Genomic DNA, 17738 nt, shown 5'->3' with positions numbered 1-17738 from the left:
CGATCGGCTCCGGGCCCTTCGTGGTCGGTGCTGCTGTTGGGTAGATCCTCCCTACCGGAAGGCGGCGTGTCCGGTAAGCGCCTGCCCGATGACCAAGGTGTGCATCTCCACGGTGCCTTCGTAGGTGAGCACCGACTCCAGGTTGTTGGCGTGACGCATCACCGGGTACTCCAGTGAGATGCCGTTGGCGCCGAGGATGGTGCGGGCAGTCCGGCAGATCTCCAGCGCCTCGCGAATGTTGTTGAGCTTGCCGAGGCTGACCTGCTCGGTGCGGATTCGGCCGGCGTCCTTCCGGCGGCCGAGGTGCAGCGCGAGCAGCTGGCCCTTGACCAGCTCCAACGTCATGTCGGCCAGCTTCGCCTGGGTGAGCTGGTAGGCCGCGATCGGCTTGCCGAACTGCACGCGATCACCGGCGTAGGACAGCGCCGCGTCCAGCGAGGAGCGAGCGGCACCGAGCGCACCCCACACGATGCCCAGGCGGGCCTCGTTCAGGCAGGACAGCGGTCCCTTGAGGCCACGGACCTCTGGGAAGACCGCGTCACCCGGGAGGCGGACCCCGTCGAGGACCAGTTCACTGGTCACCGAGGCTCGCAGCGACATCTTGTGCTTGATCTCCGGAGCGGAGAAGCCGGGAGTGTCGGTCGGCACGACGAAGCCGCGGATCCCCTCGTCGGTCTGCGCCCAGACGACGGCGACATCGGCGATGGAGCCGTTGGTGATCCACATCTTGCGGCCGTCGAGGATCCATTCGTCGCCGTCGCGGATGGCGCGGGTGCGCATGCCACCGGGGTCGGAGCCGTGGTCGGGCTCGGTGAGGCCGAAGCACCCGATCGCCTCGCCGGTCGCCATCCGGGGCAGCCATTCCTGCTTCTGCTCCTCGCTGCCGAACCGCCAGATGGCGAACATCGCCAAAGAGCCCTGCACCGAGACCATCGAGCGGATCCCGGAGTCACAGGCCTCGAGCTCGATGCAGGCCAACCCATAGTCGACCGAGCTCATCCCGGCGCAACCGTAGCCCTCCAGGTGCATGCCCAGCAGGCCCATCTCGCCGAAGTGCTTCATCAGCCCGCGTGGGTCGTCGATCTGGCCCGACTCGAACCAGCCAGCGACATAGGGCTGTGCCACCTGGTCGACGAGTTGTCGGACCGAGGCCCGGACGTCCTTCTCCTCCTGGCTCAGCAGGTCGTCGATCCCGGCGGGGTCGTGCACATCGAACGGCGGCGGCATGGCGTGGTGGCTCATCGAGTCTCCTTGGGTTGGTGTCCGAGCTGGGCGCGGATCTGGTCGGTGTGTTCGCCGAGGTCGGGGGGTGGGGTCGGGTCGGGCAGCCGGCTGCGGCCCCAGGTGACGGGGTGGCGGATCTGGTCGGGGTGGCCCTGACCGACCGGCATCGTCGGGTCGAGTCCGAGGGAGTCGGCGAAGGCGATCGCGGCGGCGAGGTCGTTGACCGGCCCGGCCGCGATCCCCGCGGCGTTCAGGCGGGTCACCCAGGTCGCCGCGTCGGCTTCAGCCAGCGCCTCCTCGAGCGCCGCGATCAGCTCCTGGCGGTGCGCCACCCGGTCGGGATTGGACCGAAACGACATCTCCGGGGCCGCTTCTTCCGCCGTTTGGGCCCAAACCGCAACGTCTTCGGCCAGCCCCGGCCGGCCCAGCACCTCACAGAGGCGAGCGAACTGGGCGTCGTTTCCGCAGGCGACGGCGAGCAGACCGTCGGCGCAGTGGAGGGTCTCGTAGGGCGCGATGGAGGGGTGTTGGTTGCCCATTCGGCTGGGGCTGCGGCCGGTGGTGAGGACGGCGGAGGCCTGGTTGACCAGCGAGCCGAGCAGACTGGAGAGCAGGTTGACCTCGATCCGCTGACCCCGGCCGCTGACCTCGCGCTCGCGCAGCGCCGCCAAGATGCCGATCACGGCGTCCTTGCCGGTGAGCACGTCGACCAGGGCGACCCCCACCTTGGTCGGATCGCCCTCGGGCTGGCCGGTGATCGACATCAGTCCGCCGACCGCCTGCACCACGAAGTCATAGCCGGGCAGGCGCGCCCCGGCACCGCTGCCGAAGCCGGTGATCGAGCAGTAGACCAGGCCGGGGTTGGCCGCGGCCAGGGCGTCGTACCCCAACCCGAGCCGGTCCATCGTCCCGGTGAGGAAGTTCTCCACGACCACGTCGGCACCGGTCGCCAGCTCGACGGCCACGGCCAGGTCGGCCGGGTCACGCAGATCGAGCGTGATGCTGCGCTTGGAGCGGTTGACGCACTCGAAGTACGACGACGCGTGCTCGGTCCATGGCGGGCCCCACTGCCGGGTGTCGTCGCCCGCGCCGGGTCGCTCGACCTTGACCACCTCGGCGCCGAGGTCGGCCAGCGTCATCGTGGCGAGCGGGCCCGCCAGGACCCGGCTGAAGTCGGCGATCCGGAGCCCCTCGAGGGGTGCGTTCACGACGCCCCGCCCGAGACGCCGTCGATCCGGCGGGGCACCCGCCACGAGTTGTCGTCGCGGAGGGCCTCGGGCAGCGCGGCGCTCGGCACGCTCTGCCAGGTCACCGGGCGGGTGAACCGGCCGAGGGCGGCCGCTCCCACCGACGTGGCCGACGGTGCCGTGGTGGCCGGCCAGGGGCCGCCGTGCTGTTGGGCCCAGGTGAAGGCCACCCCGGTCGGCCAGTCGTCGACCATCACTCTGCCGACCCGCGCGCTGAGGGTAGCCACCAGGCCGGGCAGGTCGGGGTCGTCCGGGCCGCCGGACTGCACGCTGGCGGCCAGCGCACCCTGCAGGTCGTCGAGGATCCGGTCGAGCTCGGCGCGATCGGCGTACTCCGCCACCAGGGCCACCGGACCGAAGCACTCCTCGAGCAGCCTCGAACCGGCCGCGAGGTCGGCGGCAGCCACCTCCAGCACGGTGGCGGTCGCGGTCCAGCCTCCATCGGCTGCCGGCGCTGTCGCCAGCACCCGGCCGCCGGCAGCGACCAGCTCGTCGACCCCGGCGGAGTAGGCGGTCGCGATCGGACCCGTCAGCAGCCAGCCCGTGGGTGCCGCCTCCGTCAGCGCCGAGGCGACGCGGTTCGGGACGTCGTGGCCAGCGGGGGCCAGCAGCAGGCCGGGCTTGGTGCAGAACTGGCCCATTCCGAGAGTGAACGAGCCGACGAACCCGGTCGCCACCTCGTCGAGGCGCTCGGTCCCTTCGACGGTCAGCACCGCAGGGTTGATGGTGCCCATCTCGGCATAGACCGGGATCGGCACGGCGCGCCGGTTGGCCTGCTCCCACAGCGCCAGACCGCCGCGCTGCGAGCCGGTGAAGGCGAGCGCCGAGATCTCGGGGGCCTGGACGACGGTGGTGCCGGCCGCGAAGCCCGAGACCAGGGCGAAAGTGCCGTCCGGCGCGCCTGCAGCGGCCAGGGCCGCAGTCGCGACCTCGGCGAGCAGCCGGCTGGTGCGCGGGTGCGCCGGGTGAGCCTTGACCACCACCGGGCAGCCCGCTGCGATCGCCGAGCCGGTGTCGTTGCCCAGCACTCCGAACCCGAACGGGAAGTTGCTCGCGCCGAGCACGGCGACCGGTCCGAGCGGCACCTGCATCCGACGAAGGTCGGGGGCAGCTCCGGCCGCGTGGTCGATAGTGACCTCCAGCCAGGATCCCTCGGCGGCAACATCGCCGTAGAACCTCAGCTGGCCGGCGCAGCGCGCCAGCTCGCCCGTCAACCGGACCTCACCCAGGCCGGTCTCGTGGTCAGCGGCCGCGACCAACCTCGCGGCGGTCGGTTCGTCGCCGAGGGCATCGGCGACGGCCTTGAGCCAGTCGCGTCGCACTGCGGGCGGAAGCGCGGCCACTGCCGGCGCCGCCGCGGCGGCTCGGCTCAGCACCGCAGCCACCTCGTCGGAGCTGCTGACCGGCAACTCCTCGAGCACCTCTCCGGTGCGGGCAGACATGCTGGCGTCCACCGTCATCTGGGCTCCTCTTCAACTTCAACCGCCGCGCCGCCGGTGGGCGTCGGTCCACCCGACGCTAGCAGTGCGTGCCGGCACACGTGCACTACACTTTGTCCATAGATCTTCGACTAGTCTGCCGAAATGGATAGCACGCCCGCCGTCGATCTGGCGCCCACCGTCGAGGCCGACGCCGAGACCGTCGCCCTGTCCTGGCTGCTGGATCGGGGCGAGCTCGGACTGGTGGCCCATCATCTGCCCGAGCGCGAGGTGATGCTCAGCTGGGCACACGCGATCGAGGTCGAAGACCCTTCCCCCTGGCTCCGTGGCGCTGGCCTGGTGCTGACCACGGGCCTGCGCTTTCCACGCACCCGACCTGGTCAGGACGAGTACGTCGCCCGGCTGGCCGCGGCCGGCTCGTCGGCGCTGGGGTTCGGAACCGGGCTCCGCTACGCCGCCATCCCCTTCGGAGTGGTCGCCGCCTGCCGTCGGCACGACCTGGCCCTGGTCGAGGTTCCGTTCGATACGCCGTTCCTCGCGGTCGAGCAGGCGGTCGTCGACCGGCTCGGTGAGCTGCGTCGCCATCGGCTGACCGACACCATCGCCGACCAGCAGCGGCTGACCCGAGCCACCCTCAAGGATGGCCTGCCTGGTCTGGCTCGGGCGCTGGCCCGGGCGCTCGGAGCCTCTGTCGCCGTCCTGGCAGCCGACGGCGCGACCATCGCGACCACCGGTGGCGGGTTGTCGCCCGCAGACGCCCTCCGCGAGATCCAGGAAGGGCGGGGTCGCGCTGTGTCGGTGTCCGAGCCGGGCCGTGTCTTGGAGGTGCAGCCGCTGGGCGACCGACCGAGTGAGGTCGTCGGCTGGCTCGCTCTGGCGCGGTCGACACCGTTGACGCCCACCGACCGACTCCTGGTCAGCCACGCCCTGTCGATCGCGGCCCTCGAGCTGGCCCGTCCCAGCGATGGCGCGGATCGAGAGCTCGGCGCGGCACTGCTGGGGGCGATCCTCGCGGGGAGCCCACTGGATCCGCCCGCCGCGCTGGCGGCGCGTGGGTTTCCACCCGGTGACGTCGCGCTGCTCGCGCTGCGGGCACCTGACTCGCGCGGTCTCGACTCGGCGCTGAGCGCCCTGCGTCGGCACCCTCGCCTCCTAGACCTGCCGATAGCCGACACCGACGCGCTGTTGCTGGTGCCGGCGGCGGATGTCGACGTGGTGACGAGGATGGTCGGCCCATCCGCCGCGCTCGTGATCGGGCCACCGGGTGACCTGGCGGACATCGGACACTGCGCAGCGCTGGTCCGCCGACACCTCGATGCCGCACCATCGGGCACGAGCGTCCGGCTGGCCGGCGATCCCGTCGCGATCCTGACCACCGACCCGGCTCTCACCCTGGCCGTGTCGCCGTGGCTGCGCGCACTTGGTGAGTACGACGCCGCGCACGGCAGCGACCTGACGGGGAGCCTGCGCGCCTTCCTGCTCCACCACGGCGCCTGGGATCCCGCTGCCCAGTCGCTCGGCGTTCACCGGCACACCCTGCGACACCGGGTCGAGCGCGCCTGCGACGTGGCTGGCATCGACCTGGCCGACCCCAGCCAGCGAGCGATGTTGGTGCTCGCCCTGGTCTAGGTCGGCTGTAACGCTCGCGGCGCCTCCATCGCTGTCCACAGTGACGCGCCCGATCGGGGCGCCCGAGCAGGAGGAACGATGACCACATCCTTGCTTCGCCGCGTGGCCGAAGGGGCGGCGCTGGCGACCGTTGTCGGCCTGGTGGCAGCGCCCGCCTTCCAAGCCCAGGCCGCGGTCAAGGCGCCGACGTCGCTCTCGATTCGCGCGGTTCACCATGCCGTCGCACCTGGCGACAGCGCCACAATCACCGGGCATCTCGCCGTGGCCGGCCATCTGACCGGCACCGGTCGGATCGTCACCCTCGAATCGAAGCCGCGCGGTGCCGACGAGTTCGTGCCGGTCGCCGAAGTGACCGCCGGCGGCAAGGGGAGGCTGTCCACTCGGGTCACACCCGAGTTCACCACTCGCTACCGGTGGCGATACGACGGTGCGGAGGACGCGCGACCCAGTGCAAGCGGCATCGCATCGGTCCGCGTCAAGCATCACCCCCACGACCCGAGGCGGGTCCCGACCTCGCTGTCGATTCGCACGGTGTACCGACCGGCCAAGGGCGGCGCCGTCGACATCGTGCGGGGCATGCTGCGTGCCAAGCGGGTCACGCCACGTCACCGCCTCGTGCTGCTGCTCTCCCGCCCTTCGGCAGCGGACGCCTGGACCCTCGAGCGCTCGCACCGCACCCACCGCAACGGCGTCGTGAGGTTCCGGGTCGACCCCACGCAGGACACGACCTACCGTCTGGCCTTCCTCGGCACCCGCTTGCTGGCGCCGTCGATCAGCGGCCTCGTCCGAGTCCCGGTGCGGCCGGAGGCGACCACCGCCGCCACACCGACGTCCGGTCACGACTCCCACGCCGGCAGCTGGAGCGGCGCCACCCGCGTCAAGGTGCTGGCTCCGACTCCGACCGCCTGAATACGCAGTAGCGTCTCACCGCGGCCGAGATCGGAGAGGATCCGCCCTGGACACGCACGCGCAGTCCTCTGCCCACCGGCCCGAACCTACGGGGGAACGGGCCGGTGGGCGGAGCGCTGCCTCGGAACCCGAACTCGCCGAGGCGCTCGACGCCGCCAGGCGCGGCGAGGAGCAGGGCTTCACCGTGCTGTGGCGGGCCCTGCACCCGCCCTTGCTGCGCTATCTGACGGTGCGTGGCAACGACGCCCCTGAAGACCTCGCCGCAGAGACCTGGTTGCAGGTAGTGCGGGATCTACACGGGTTCACCGGTGGAGTCGCAGAGTTTCGAGGATGGCTCTTCACGGTCGCCCGGCACCGGGCGATCGACCACGGTCGGGGTCGCGCAACGCGCCCCGTCGTACCAATGGCCGATCCCGGCGACGGCGATCGGCCCACCCCCAGCGCCGAGGAGACCGCCATCCATCACCAGGCAACCGTTGCCGCCCTGCGACTGGTCGCGACCCTGCCCGAGGACCAGGCGGAGATGGTGATGCTGCGCGTGGTCGCCGGGTTGGACGTGGCTGCCGTCGCGGCCCTGGTCGGCAAGACGCCCGGGGCGGTGCGGGTGGCCGTGCATCGTGCCCTGAAGACCCTGTCCCAGGACCCCCGGGTCCGCACTTCACGAGAGGTGGTGTGACGTGTCCGACCACGACGAGCAGCACGAGCGAGCCGACCTCGACGAGTGGGCCAACGATGCGCTGGTGCGGGCACTGCGCGCACCCGGGTCGACCGACGAGCTCGCCCGCGAGGCGGAGTACGTCGCGGCGTACCGCGACGCCGTCCGCGCTCCCACCACGCCGACCCTCCACCCCCGCAACGTCGTGCGAAAGCTCGGCGCGGGCGGCACCGCAGTGGTCGTGGCGATCGCCTTGAGCGGTGGCGCGGCTGCCGCGGCCTATACCGGCCACCTGCCCGACCCCGTCCAGGAGATCGCGCATTCCGTCATCGGCGCGCCCGCGCCGGACCGGCCGCACGGGCCGAACCCTCAGGCCAAGGCCACCGACCCCACCCACAGAACGCCACCGAGCTCGCCGTCACCCGACGCCGCCACGAGCTCGCCGGCGGCACCTGCCGTTGCCCCGCCCGGCCCCTCGGCCAGCCCGGGCGCCTCCGCCCCCGACCCTGACCGGGACCCCTCGACCGCGCCCAGCCGTCACCCGAGCGCGGAGCCCTCTTCATCTTCTCCGTCAGCGGTGTCGGCCGCGGCCGCGACCATCACGGCGAGCGGTCACCTCGTCGGCTACGGCAACACGGTGACGCTGAGCGGGCGCCTGACCACGTCCTCCGGCCGCCCCGCACCCGGCGTGCGGGTCGCCTTGCAGGTCAAGCGCACTGCGGGCGGCTGGTCCGTCGTGGCCACCTCGACGACCGACGACACCGGTGCGGTGAGCGCCACCAGCCTTCCGGTGACTGGGCTCGCCCGCTATCGCTGGCGGGCCGTCGGTGCTCGGAGCGGGTCCTGGCCAGTGCGGGTGGAGGCGACCGTGTCGGCGGCCGCCGACGTCGGTGATGACCAGACGACGATCTCGGGCACGGCCATCGGCGCCAAGGCCGGTGACGCCGTCGTGCTGGTGACGCGAGCACGTCAGCGGGCGGTCGTCGTCCGCCGCGGCCAGGTCGCCGGCGATGGCACCGTGTCGTTCACCTTCCGGACGCCGCCGAAGAAGCGGGCGTTCTCGTTGTGGCTGCTGCCCACTCCCGACCACTCGCGCGCCAAGGCACGGGTCGTCGTCGCCAACCCACGGTCACCGGCAGCCTCACCCTCCGCGTCCCCTTCCGACTGAGCGCTCACGCTCGTCGATCAGCTGACAACTCCTGCCGGACATCCGCCCAGTCGCGGAGCCGCTCCGGAGAGCGGTCTGCTTCACCGAGGGCTGCTCGCAGCAACTGCCGTTCCTCGTCGGTCGACACATAGACGCCCTCGCCAAAGTGAGTGGAGCAGCGGTGCGTAGTCATTCCCATTCGATAGTCCCCGGCGGCTTGGAGGTGACGTCGAGGGTGACCCGGTTGACCTCGGGCACCTCGTTGGTGATCCGGGTGGAGATCCGCTCGAGGACGTCGAAGGGCAGCCGGGCCCAGTCGGCGGTCATGGCGTCCTCGGAGGTGACCGGGCGGAGCACGATCGGGTGGCCGTAGGTGCGGCCGTCGCCCTGGACGCCGACCGAGCGCACGTCGGCCAGCAAGACCACGGGCATCTGCCAGATGTCGCGGTCGAGGCCGGCTCGGGTCAGCTCCTCGCGCGCGATCGCGTCGGCAGCCCGGAGCACGTCGAGTCGCTCGCGGGTGACCTCGCCGATGATGCGGATGCCGAGGCCGGGCCCGGGGAAAGGCTGTCGCCAGACCATCGTCGCCGGCAGGCCGAGCTGCTCGCCGACGGCGCGCACCTCGTCCTTGAAGAGTGTGCGCAGCGGCTCGACCAACTCGAACTGCAGGTCGTCGGGCAGTCCGCCGACGTTGTGGTGGGACTTGATCGTCGAGGTGCCGGCACCACCGCCGGACTCGACCACATCGGGGTAGAGCGTGCCTTGGACGAGGTACGCCGTCGCGCCGTCGCTCGGATCGAGGTCGCCGAAGACCCGGACCTGGGCGGCCTCGAAGGTGCGGATGAACTCGCGGCCGATGATCTTGCGCTTCTCCTCCGGGTCGTGCACGCCAGCCAGCGCGCCCAGGAACTGATCGGCGGCGTCGACGACGTCGAGCTCGTCGAAGACCTCCTCGAAGTCCCGCTTCACCTGCTCGGTCTCGCCCTGCCGCATCATCCCGTGGTCGACGTAGACACAGGTGAGCCGGTCACCGATGGCCCGCTGCACCAAGGCCGCGGCAACGGCGGAGTCGACGCCTCCGGACAGCGCGCAGATGGCCCGCCCGTCGCCGATCTGGTCGGAGATCCGAGCCACCTGCTCCTCGACGACATTGAGCATCGTCCAGGTCTGCCGGCAGCCCGCGATGTCGTGCAGGAAGTGCTCGAGCACCTGCTGGCCGTGCTCGGTGTGCAGCACCTCCGGATGCCACTGCACCCCGGCGAGCCGACGGTCGAGGTCCTCGAAGGCCGCTACCGGGGTGACCTCGGTCGAGGCGAGAACGGCGAACCCTGGCGGTGCAGCGGCGACCGAGTCGCCGTGCGACATCCACACGTTGTGGTCCGTCGGCAGGCCGTCGAGCAGCACGCCCGGGGCGGTGACGCTGACCGGCGTACGGCCATACTCCCGGGCACCGGTGGCGACCACGTCGCCGCCGAGGCCCTGCGCCATCAGCTGGAAGCCGTAGCACATGCCGAAGACCGGCACGCCGGCGTCGAACACGGCGGCATCGAGGCCGGGCGCGCCCGGCTCGTAGACCGACGAGGGCCCTCCCGACAGCAAGATCGCCCGGGGATCGCGGGCCAGCATCTCGGCGATCGGCATGGTGTGCGGCACGATCTCGGAGTAGACGCGGGCCTCACGGACCCGACGCGCGATGAGTTGGGCGTACTGCGCCCCGAAGTCGACCACCAGCACCAAATCGTGATCTGCCACTCATTGGCCCCTTCCGATTTGCTCCGGAGCGGCGAGTCTAGCCATAGTGGAATCGAGGGCCCGAGGTGGCCTTGGGCCCGTCGAGGAGTCCCTGATGACACGCCGCAAGTCCCTGCTGGTGGTCAACGTAGCGCTGACCTCGTCCGAGCACGACTACGACCAACGCGTCCGCTTCCTGGATCGCACGTTCCGCCTGGTCAGAGTGGGCGCGGACGGCAACGTACGCCGCGCCGAGCGCCTCGTCCGCGAGTGGTCCGCCCAGGCCGATGCGATCGCGGTGAGCGGTGTCCGTGATGCCCGCGTGCGCGGGATGCTGGACGGCGACAACCAGTCCGTCGAGCGGATCAAGCAGGCGGCCGTCGACGTGCCCGTGACCGACGGCCACCGGCTCCGTGACGTCCTCGCCGAGTGGGCGGTGCGGCACGTCCAGGTCGAGATGCCCGGCTACTTCGACAACGCCCGCGCCGTGGTGCTCGGCGATGCCAACCACGACAGCGCGGTGCGGATCCTGCGCGACTTCACCGACAACATCACCTTCGCCGACCCGCTGCTGCGGATGGACCTGCCCGCGAGACTGGCGGAGAACCCGCTGCTCGGCGCGGCCGTCGACACTGCCCTCCTCCCGTTGCGACTGCTGCCTGGCATCGTCCGCTCCCGGGTCAACCTGCCCGGGCTGCGGATCGGCCAGGCGATGACCAAGCGCGCGGCGCGAGACAGCGACGTCGTCGTGGCGACGTACCACGAGCTGGTCGGCTTCGGCCTCGAGGAGCTGGCCGGCAAGACCTTGATCAGCTCGGCGGTCTCCGACGAGCGACTCGGCGACCTCGCCGCGCGCGGGGTCGACATGGTGCTCGACATCGTGCCTCAGCCGTTCCGGCAGACCGTCGTCGCCGCCGCGCTGGAGGCGATGATGCTCGCGTTGGTCGACTCCGGCGAGCTGACCAACGACGACCTGCTCGACATGATCGACGCCGCGGGGCTGGAGCCGCGGCTGCTCTACCCGCACGGTTTCAAGCGCAAGAGCCGGTTCGCCTTCGTGATCCACCCGCTCTCGCAGGAGTTCTTCCGCAAGGTCGAGCCACTCGCCACGATCATGGACCACTCCCCCGACGTCCTCGTCGATGCCGCCGAGAAGGCGATGGCCTATGCCCCGCCGTTCACCTACAGCCATATCACCGGCATCGTCTCGCCGACCGGCGCGGAAGCCGAGGGCTGGCTGATCACCGTCGGCGGGACACCCAAGGAGCTGATGGCGCACAGCCCGGAGTTCACCTATGCCAAGCTCCTCGACGCCGCAGAGATCGCCCGCAAGCTGGGCGCCCAGGTGATGGGACTCGGCGCCTTCACCAAGGTCGTCGGAGACGCGGGCGTGACTGTGGCCAAGAAGGCGCCCCTGCCGATCACCACCGGGAACAGCTACTCCGCCTCCGGCGCCTTGTGGGCGGCACACGAGGCCGTCAACCAGCTCGGCCTGCTCGAGGTCGACGACAAGGGCCGCATCAAGGGCAAGGCGATGGTGGTCGGCGCCACCGGCGCCATCGGCTCGGTCTGCGCCCGGCTGCTTGCCCTCTCCAGCGACGACCTGGTCCTGGTCTCCCCCGAGACCGCCAAGCTGCTCGCACTCAAGCACGACATCGAGCAGCAGCACCCGCGGGCGACCGTGCATGTGGCCGCCACCCCCGACGACCACCTGGGCGACATGGACGTCATCGTCACGGCCACCTCCGGTGCCGGCAAGCGCGTGCTCGACATCATGGCCGTCAAGCCCGGTTGCGTGATCACCGACGTCGCTCGCCCCCTGGACCTCTCGAAGGAGGATGTCGCCAAGCGCCCGGACGTCCTGGTCGTCGAGTCCGGCGAGATCCAGCTCCCCGGCGAGGTCAAGATGCGTGACATCGGCCTCCCCCACGGCGTCGCCTACGCCTGCCTCGCCGAGACCGTCGTCCTCGCGCTGGAGGGCCGCTACGAGACCTTCACCGTCGGCCGCAACATCGAGTGGGAGAAGGTCAAGGAGATCTATCGCCTCGGCCTCAAGCACGGCATGCGGCTGGCTACCATCTCCGGCGTCAACGGGGTCTTTACGTCCGACGACATCGCCCGGATCCGCGAGCTCGCCCTCGAGGCGCGCTCCGCCGCGGCGGTGTCGTAGCCCTCATAGGAGAAGATGGGGGCGCGCAGAGAGCGCCACCTGAGGACCCGGGGGACGACGATGACGATGGTTCGGCGCATCGCGCTGCTGATCGCCATGTTGATCGAGCTGGCGCTCGTCACCCTGACTGCCGGCGCCGGGCGAGCTCAGGCCGCTCCCGTGGCAACCGCCAAGCAGGACGAGGTGGACGCCTACCTGGCGAAGATCGCCGCGGAGCTGTCCGAGCCCGGGCTCTACGTCGACCCCCAAGTCATCGCCGAGGGTCGGCTCAAGCACGGTCAGGTGAAGCGGCTGGCCGCCCAGGTGAAGCGCAAGAAGGACGCACCGCTGCGGATCTGGGTGCTACCGCTGGCACCGCTCCAAGCCGACCCGGACGAGGGGTACGGCGACCTCAACCTCGCCTACCGGCCAGCCGCGCTCCTGCAGCAGCTCTACTCCGACGTCGACCGCGAGGGCACCTACGCGATCCTCTACGGCGGATCCGGTGACCACGTGGGCGGTGGCTTCTATGCCTACCAGTGGGCTCGCGGCGGCACGCTGTACGACGTCAAGGCGGCCGTGCGGCACGGGATCGACTGCTGCGCGCCGGACTACCAGGGGATGCTGCAGCGTTTTATCGCCGACTCCGACAACCCCAAGCACAGCCGCCAGGTCGCGGAAGTGATCGACGATCCCGGCGACGACGGCGGCCCGCCGCTGATGCTCATCGGCGCGCTCGGGGTCGGTGCCGTCGTCGCCCTCTCGGTGCTCCGCGGCGCCCGCGGACGTCGTACCTCCTCCTCGCCGAGCGAACCGGAGTCGCTCGATCGCGCCGACCTCGAGGCGCTGCGCGGTCCACTGCGTGAAGAGATCGAGCAGGTCCGTCAGCAGATCGGCTCCGCCGAGACCACGACGAGCGAGCCGACCGCTCTGGCGCATGCGACCGCAGCGCGGGCCCTGCTCGATCGCGCCCACCAGAGCATGATCACGATGGCGTCTGCTGGGGACGCACGGCAGGTGACCCAGGCCCTGGCCGACTCCCGCTTCGAGTTAGCCACACTCGCCGCGATCAGGGATGGTCGGCCGGTGCCCGAGCGGACGCCACCCTGCTTCGTCGACCCGCGGCATGGTCCGAGCGTGGCCACCGCTGCCTATCCGGCCGCCGGCGTGGGCGCACCAGTCCCCGTGTGCGCGGCCTGTCAGGCGCAGTTGGCCGCGGGCGACGAGCCGGTGGCCCGCACCCTCCTGCAAGGAGGTGTGCCGACCAGTCACTGGCTGGCGGCCGGGCCGGCGTGGCTCTACCTCAACGGCTACTGGGCCGACCAGCCCTGGCTCAACCCTGCTCTCTGGCCGCATCACCCTCAGCTCGTCGACCAGTCCACCGGACAGTTCGCTCCCTTCGGCGATCTCTCCGGCCACCATCACCCCGGCCACCATGGACACTCGGGTCACGGCGACCCGCCGGACACCGGTGGTGGAGGTCTCTTCGGCGGCGGACACCACGGCGGTGGGCACTAGCGCCACGCACCTAGCGGCCATCCGATCCCCGGCGTCCCTCCGGTCAGTCCACCGAGACCAGCGGCAGCCGGAGCGCCCCGGGCGCATGCTCGGGGACGATCGGGTTCTTGGGTGAGACCGGTCGCAGTCGCCGGTAGGGCGAGCCGAGGTCGGGCCGCGGATCGGCCTCGCCCTGGTTGGGCCAGAAGGCCATCGCCCGCTCCGCCTGGGCGGTGATGGTCAGCGACGGGTTCACCCCGAGGTTGGCGGTGATCGCCGAGCCGTCGACGACGTGCAGTCCGGGGTAGTTGAAGACCCGCTGGTAGGGGTCGATCACGCCGTCGTCAGCGGTCGCGCCGATCGTGCAGCCGCCGATGAAGTGCGCTGTCAGCGGCATGTTGAACGGCTCCCCGATCGACCCGCCCGGGGTCCCGCCCATGATCCGCGCCATCGTGCGGACGGCCTCGTTGCCGGCTGGGATCCAGGTCGGGTTGGGCTCGCCGTGGCCCTGCCGCGAGGTCAGCACGAGACGACCGGTGAGCGGCTGTTTCTTGAGGTAGGTCGTGATCGAGTTGTCGCGGCTCTGCATGACCAGCGCGATGACGGCTCGCTCCGACCAGTGCAGCATGTCGTAGAAGCCGGGCAGCTTGGTCCGCTGTCGCCACATCTCCTTCAGCCAGGCGCGCCAGCGCGGCCCGGGCCCGTCGCCGTCGGTCAGCACGGTCTGTAGCAGGCTCATCACGTTGCTGCCCTTGCCGTAGCGGACCGGCTCGATATGGGTGTGCTCGTCGGGATGGAACGAGGAAGTGATGGCCACCCCCACGCTGTAGTCGGTCGAGGTGTCGGGCGCGACCGCACCGAGGATCGACTCGGAATTGGTCCGAGCCAGGGAGCCCAGCCGGTCCGACAGCTCCGGTAGATGTCCCTCCGCCTTCATCCGATGCAGCAGACGCTGAGTCCCCAAGGCGGAGGCGGAGACTACGACCTGGTCGGCCGACAGCACTCGAGTCGAGCCAGCACTGCGACGTTTGGCCTTGGTGTGCCGCACGTGGACGTCGTACCCCCCGTCCTCGCGAGCGACGATGCGGGTGACCGTGGTCAGCGGCAGCACCGTGGCGCCGTGCTGCTCGGCCAGGTAGAGGTAGTTCTTGACCAGGGTGTTCTTGGCGTTGTGTCGGCAGCCGGTCATGCAGGCGCCGCACGCCCGGCAGGGGTTGCGGTCGGGGCCGGCCCCGCCGAAGAACGGATCGGGCACCGTGTCCTCGGGCGACTGATCGGACTCGCCGAAGAACACCCCGACGGGGGTGTAGTGGAAGGTGTCGCCGACGCCCATCTCGTCGGCGACCTGCTTCATCACCTCGTCCGACGGGGTGTGCAGCGGGTTCTCGACGACGCCGAGCATCCGCTTGGCCTGGTCGTAGTACGGCGCCAGCTCGGCCCGCCAGTCGGTGATGTCGCGCCACTGCGGATCGGTGTAGAAGGCGGGCAGCGGCTCGTAGAGCGTGTTGGCATAGACCAACGAACCACCGCCGACGCCGGCACCGGACAGGATCAGGCAGTCCTTGAGGGCGTCGATCCGCTGGATGCCGTAGAGGCCGGCCTCGGGCCGGAACAGGTAGTTCTTGGTGTCGAACGAGGTGACCGGCAGGTCGTCGTCCTCGAACCGGGCACCGGCCTCGAGCACCCCGACCCGGTAGCCCTTCTCGGTGAGCCGCAGCGCGGTGACGGAGCCGCCGAACCCCGATCCGACGACCAGGACATCGAAGTGCCTGCCACGGGCCGAGGCCATCACGCCCTCCCGAGCCGCTTCAGCACCTTGAGGTTCGCGGTCATCACCTTCGCGTAGGTCTGGTCGGACATGCCGAACATCGGCGCGAACCGCATCACCCGCTGGGTGGCCACCGACTGCGGCTCGGTGTAGCGCAAGATGCCCTCGGCGCCCTGCCGGCGACCGAGGCCGGAGTCACGCATGCCGCCCATCGGGGAGTCGATGGAGGCGAAGGTCGCCCCGAAGGCCTCGTTGATGTTGACGGTGCCGCACTTGATCTTGGCCGCCAGGGCGCGAGCGCGGTCCCCGTCGCGGCTGTAGATCGCCGCGTTGAGGCCATAGTCACCGTCGTTGGCGCGGGCTACCGCCTCGGCCTCGTCGTGGAAGCGGTAGACCGACACGACCGGGCCGAAGGTCTCCTGGCCGAAGCAGGACATCTCGGGGGTGACACCCTCGAGGATGGTCGGCTCGAACACGAACGGGCCCAGATCGGGACGCGCCCGACCGCCCGCCAGCACCCGGGCGCCCTTCTCCACGGCGTCCTCGACGTGGGCGGTCACCGCGTCGAGCTGGGTCTGTGAGATCAGCGAGCCCATGTCCAGGCCCCAATCCAGGCTCGCCCCCAGCGACATCGCCTCGGTGCGCGCCACGAACCGATCCAGGAACCGGTCGTAGATCTGGTCGGCCACGAACATCCGCTCGGTGGACACACACAGCTGGCCGGCGTTGGAGAACGACGCCCGCACCGCGCCCTCGGCCGCCTTCTCGAGGTCGGCGTCGCGCAGGATCAAGATGGGGTTCTTGCCGCCGAGCTCCAACGAGCAGCCGATCAGGCGGTCGGCGCACCCCTGGGCGACGCTGCGCCCGGTGGCGGTCGAGCCGGTGAAGCAGACGTAGTCGGCCTGATCGATCAGCGCCGGCCCGATCTCGCTGCCCGGCCCGGCGACCACCTGCCACAGGTCACGAGGGAAGCCTGCCTCCTCCAGCAGCTGGGCGGCGAACAGACCGGTCAGCATCGAGTGATGGTCTGGTTTGGCCACCACCGCGTTGCCGGCCAGCAGCGCCGGCAGCCCGTCGCAGAGCGCCATCGTGAAGGGGTAGTTCCACGGCGAGATGATGCCGACGACGCCCTTCGGGATCCGGTTCACCTCGACCCGGGTGAGCACCGGGATCACGCCGAGGTGACGTCGGGTGTCCAGGTGCCGATGCGCCGTGCGGGCGTAGTAGCGCGCGGTCAAGGCGACATGCAGCGGCTCGTCGAAGGCGTGCTTGCGAGCCTTGCCGGACTCCAGCACGGTGAGGTCCATGATCTCGTCCTGGCGGTCCAAGATCAGGTCGTGCAGCCGGAGCAGAGCCGCGGCTCGGGTTCCCAGGCTGGTCCGCGCCCACGCCTCCTGGGCCCGTCGCGCCTTGTCGAACGCCTCGGCCACATCGGCCGCAGAGGACTGCGGCACGTGCGCCAGCGGCTGGCCGTTCAGCGGGGAGAAGGTCTGCGCGGTGCGTCCGCTGGTGGACAGGATGCGGCGAGTGAGCGCTTCGACATACTCAGGCTCGAGGGCGTACGACGCCGACGGGTCGTGTTCAGGGTCCCGCGGTCCGTCGACGACCGGGCCGTCCGCGGGTGAGGGGGTCTGGGAGGTCACGGCCTCAGCCTAGTTCGCCGCTCTCTTGATGCCTACCCCTCAGTAACAAGCGTCTCCTGATCAGGGTGTCTGGACGATCTCGGGGGCGCTCACCCGGGTCTCGTCGGCCTCCTGATCGGTCATCTTCAACTGACTCTGTCGCTCCGCCTCGACCCGCCGCAGGTAGTGGTCGACCTCGTCGGCCGTGCGCGCGTCGTCCCAGCCGAGAGCCTCGGCCATCAGCCGTGCCGAGGGCTCGGCGGCCGAGACGCCGCGGTCGAAGGTCTCGATGGAGATCCGGGTGCGCCTGGTCAGCACGTCGTCGAGATGCCGAGCGCCTTCGTGGGTGACGGCATAGACGACCTCGGCGCAGAGGTAGTCGTCGGCGCCCGGCAGCGGTTCGGCGAGCTCCGGGCGGGCACGGACCAGGTCGAGGACCTCGTCGACCAGACCGCCGTACCGCCCCAACAGGTGGTCGATCCGGCCCACCGGGATCCCGGTCTTGCGCGAGAGCATCACTCGCTGGTTGGTGCGGGTCTCGAAGCCTTGCGCACCGGCGAGCGGCACCCGGTCGGTGATGCACTCGCGCACCGACGAGCCGGTCAGGTCGCGCAGGATCGGCTCGGCTGCGTCGACGGCGTCCTTGGCCATCACGCGGTACGTCGTCAGCTTGCCGCCGCCGATCAGGATCAGACCGGGCACGGGAGTGACCACGGTGTGC

The 17738-nt window shown here is 70.7% G+C and carries 13 protein-coding genes; 6 read left to right on the top strand and 7 right to left on the bottom strand.

The window, feature by feature from the left end:
* Positions 1-51: 51 nt before the first annotated feature.
* From QM714_RS18405 to QM714_RS18395, 3 genes are read right to left on the bottom strand one after another with little or no spacing between them, the layout of a single operon-like run.
* Positions 52-1242 carry an acyl-CoA dehydrogenase family protein gene (locus QM714_RS18405; protein WP_415102788.1) on the bottom strand — a complete coding sequence of 397 codons (1191 nt, stop codon included), beginning with the start codon at positions 1240-1242 and terminating at the stop codon, positions 52-54.
* Positions 1239-2432, bottom strand: a complete 1194-nt coding sequence (locus tag QM714_RS18400; RefSeq protein ID WP_415102787.1) for a CaiB/BaiF CoA transferase family protein — start codon at positions 2430-2432, stop codon at positions 1239-1241. The genes QM714_RS18405 and QM714_RS18400 overlap by 4 nt, the downstream gene beginning before the upstream one ends.
* On the bottom strand, positions 2429-3931 hold the full coding sequence (locus tag QM714_RS18395; protein ID WP_415102786.1) for an aldehyde dehydrogenase family protein: 1503 nt from the start codon (positions 3929-3931) through the stop codon (positions 2429-2431). Before QM714_RS18395 ends, QM714_RS18400 begins: the two co-directional genes overlap by 4 nt.
* A gap of 123 nt (positions 3932-4054) precedes the next feature.
* Between QM714_RS18395 and QM714_RS18390 the strand changes: the two genes are divergently transcribed.
* From QM714_RS18390 to QM714_RS18375, 4 genes are all read left to right on the top strand, one after another.
* The gene (locus QM714_RS18390; RefSeq protein WP_415102785.1) at positions 4055-5539 is read left to right on the top strand and encodes a PucR family transcriptional regulator ligand-binding domain-containing protein; all 1485 of its coding nucleotides are present in this window, start codon (positions 4055-4057) and stop codon (positions 5537-5539) included.
* 78 nt (positions 5540-5617) lie between these two features.
* The gene (locus QM714_RS18385) at positions 5618-6448 is read left to right on the top strand and encodes a hypothetical protein (RefSeq protein WP_415102784.1); all 831 of its coding nucleotides are present in this window, start codon (positions 5618-5620) and stop codon (positions 6446-6448) included.
* Between the two features lie 184 nt (positions 6449-6632).
* The gene (locus QM714_RS18380) at positions 6633-7124 is read left to right on the top strand and encodes an RNA polymerase sigma factor (RefSeq protein WP_415102783.1); all 492 of its coding nucleotides are present in this window, start codon (positions 6633-6635) and stop codon (positions 7122-7124) included.
* Between the two features lies 1 nt (position 7125).
* Positions 7126-8271: a hypothetical protein gene (locus QM714_RS18375; protein WP_415102782.1), complete on the top strand. Its 1146-nt coding sequence runs from the start codon at positions 7126-7128 to the stop codon at positions 8269-8271.
* A gap of 168 nt (positions 8272-8439) precedes the next feature.
* Here the strand turns inward: QM714_RS18375 and guaA are convergent, their stop codons facing one another.
* Positions 8440-10002, bottom strand: coding sequence for a glutamine-hydrolyzing GMP synthase (gene guaA / locus QM714_RS18370; protein WP_415102781.1), 1563 nt, complete (start codon positions 10000-10002; stop codon positions 8440-8442).
* Positions 10003-10096: 94 nt separating this feature from the next.
* On the opposite strand from guaA, the gene QM714_RS18365 reads away from it, so the two are divergent.
* Positions 10097-12151: a dehydrogenase gene (locus QM714_RS18365; protein WP_415102780.1), complete on the top strand. Its 2055-nt coding sequence runs from the start codon at positions 10097-10099 to the stop codon at positions 12149-12151.
* Between the two features lie 66 nt (positions 12152-12217).
* Positions 12218-13648 (top strand): hypothetical protein, encoded by a 1431-nt coding sequence (locus QM714_RS18360; protein WP_415102779.1) that lies wholly within the window; start codon positions 12218-12220, stop codon positions 13646-13648.
* A 43-nt stretch (positions 13649-13691) separates the two neighbouring features.
* Here the strand turns inward: QM714_RS18360 and QM714_RS18355 are convergent, their stop codons facing one another.
* From QM714_RS18355 to QM714_RS18345, 3 genes are read right to left on the bottom strand one after another with little or no spacing between them, the layout of a single operon-like run.
* The gene (locus QM714_RS18355) at positions 13692-15416 is read right to left on the bottom strand and encodes a GMC family oxidoreductase N-terminal domain-containing protein (RefSeq protein ID WP_415102778.1); all 1725 of its coding nucleotides are present in this window, start codon (positions 15414-15416) and stop codon (positions 13692-13694) included.
* Positions 15416-17038 (bottom strand): succinic semialdehyde dehydrogenase, encoded by a 1623-nt coding sequence (locus tag QM714_RS18350; RefSeq protein ID WP_415102777.1) that lies wholly within the window; start codon positions 17036-17038, stop codon positions 15416-15418. The genes QM714_RS18355 and QM714_RS18350 overlap by 1 nt, the downstream gene beginning before the upstream one ends.
* Before the next feature lie 60 nt (positions 17039-17098).
* On the bottom strand, positions 17099-17731 hold the full coding sequence (locus QM714_RS18345; RefSeq protein WP_415102776.1) for a glycerol-3-phosphate dehydrogenase C-terminal domain-containing protein: 633 nt from the start codon (positions 17729-17731) through the stop codon (positions 17099-17101).
* Positions 17732-17738: the final 7 nt, after the last annotated feature.

It is taken from the genome of Nocardioides sp., assembly GCF_047602075.1.
Taxonomy (GTDB): Bacteria; Actinomycetota; Actinomycetes; order Propionibacteriales; family Nocardioidaceae; genus Nocardioides.
This window is presented reverse-complemented; position numbering and strand designations above follow the sequence as displayed.

What these genes read in the sequence shown, in the direction of transcription:
- QM714_RS18405 (WP_415102788.1), bottom strand. Translation starts at nt 1,242, where the DNA reads ATGAGCCACCACGCCATGCCGCCGCCGTTCGATGTGCACGACCCCGCC.
- QM714_RS18395 (WP_415102786.1), bottom strand. Translation starts at nt 3,931, where the DNA reads ATGACGGTGGACGCCAGCATGTCTGCCCGCACCGGAGAGGTGCTCGAG.
- QM714_RS18390 (WP_415102785.1), top strand. Translation starts at nt 4,055, where the DNA reads ATGGATAGCACGCCCGCCGTCGATCTGGCGCCCACCGTCGAGGCCGAC.
- QM714_RS18385 (WP_415102784.1), top strand. Translation starts at nt 5,618, where the DNA reads ATGACCACATCCTTGCTTCGCCGCGTGGCCGAAGGGGCGGCGCTGGCG.
- QM714_RS18365 (WP_415102780.1), top strand. Translation starts at nt 10,097, where the DNA reads ATGACACGCCGCAAGTCCCTGCTGGTGGTCAACGTAGCGCTGACCTCG.
- QM714_RS18360 (WP_415102779.1), top strand. Translation starts at nt 12,218, where the DNA reads ATGGTTCGGCGCATCGCGCTGCTGATCGCCATGTTGATCGAGCTGGCG.
- QM714_RS18355 (WP_415102778.1), bottom strand. Translation starts at nt 15,416, where the DNA reads ATGGCCTCGGCCCGTGGCAGGCACTTCGATGTCCTGGTCGTCGGATCG.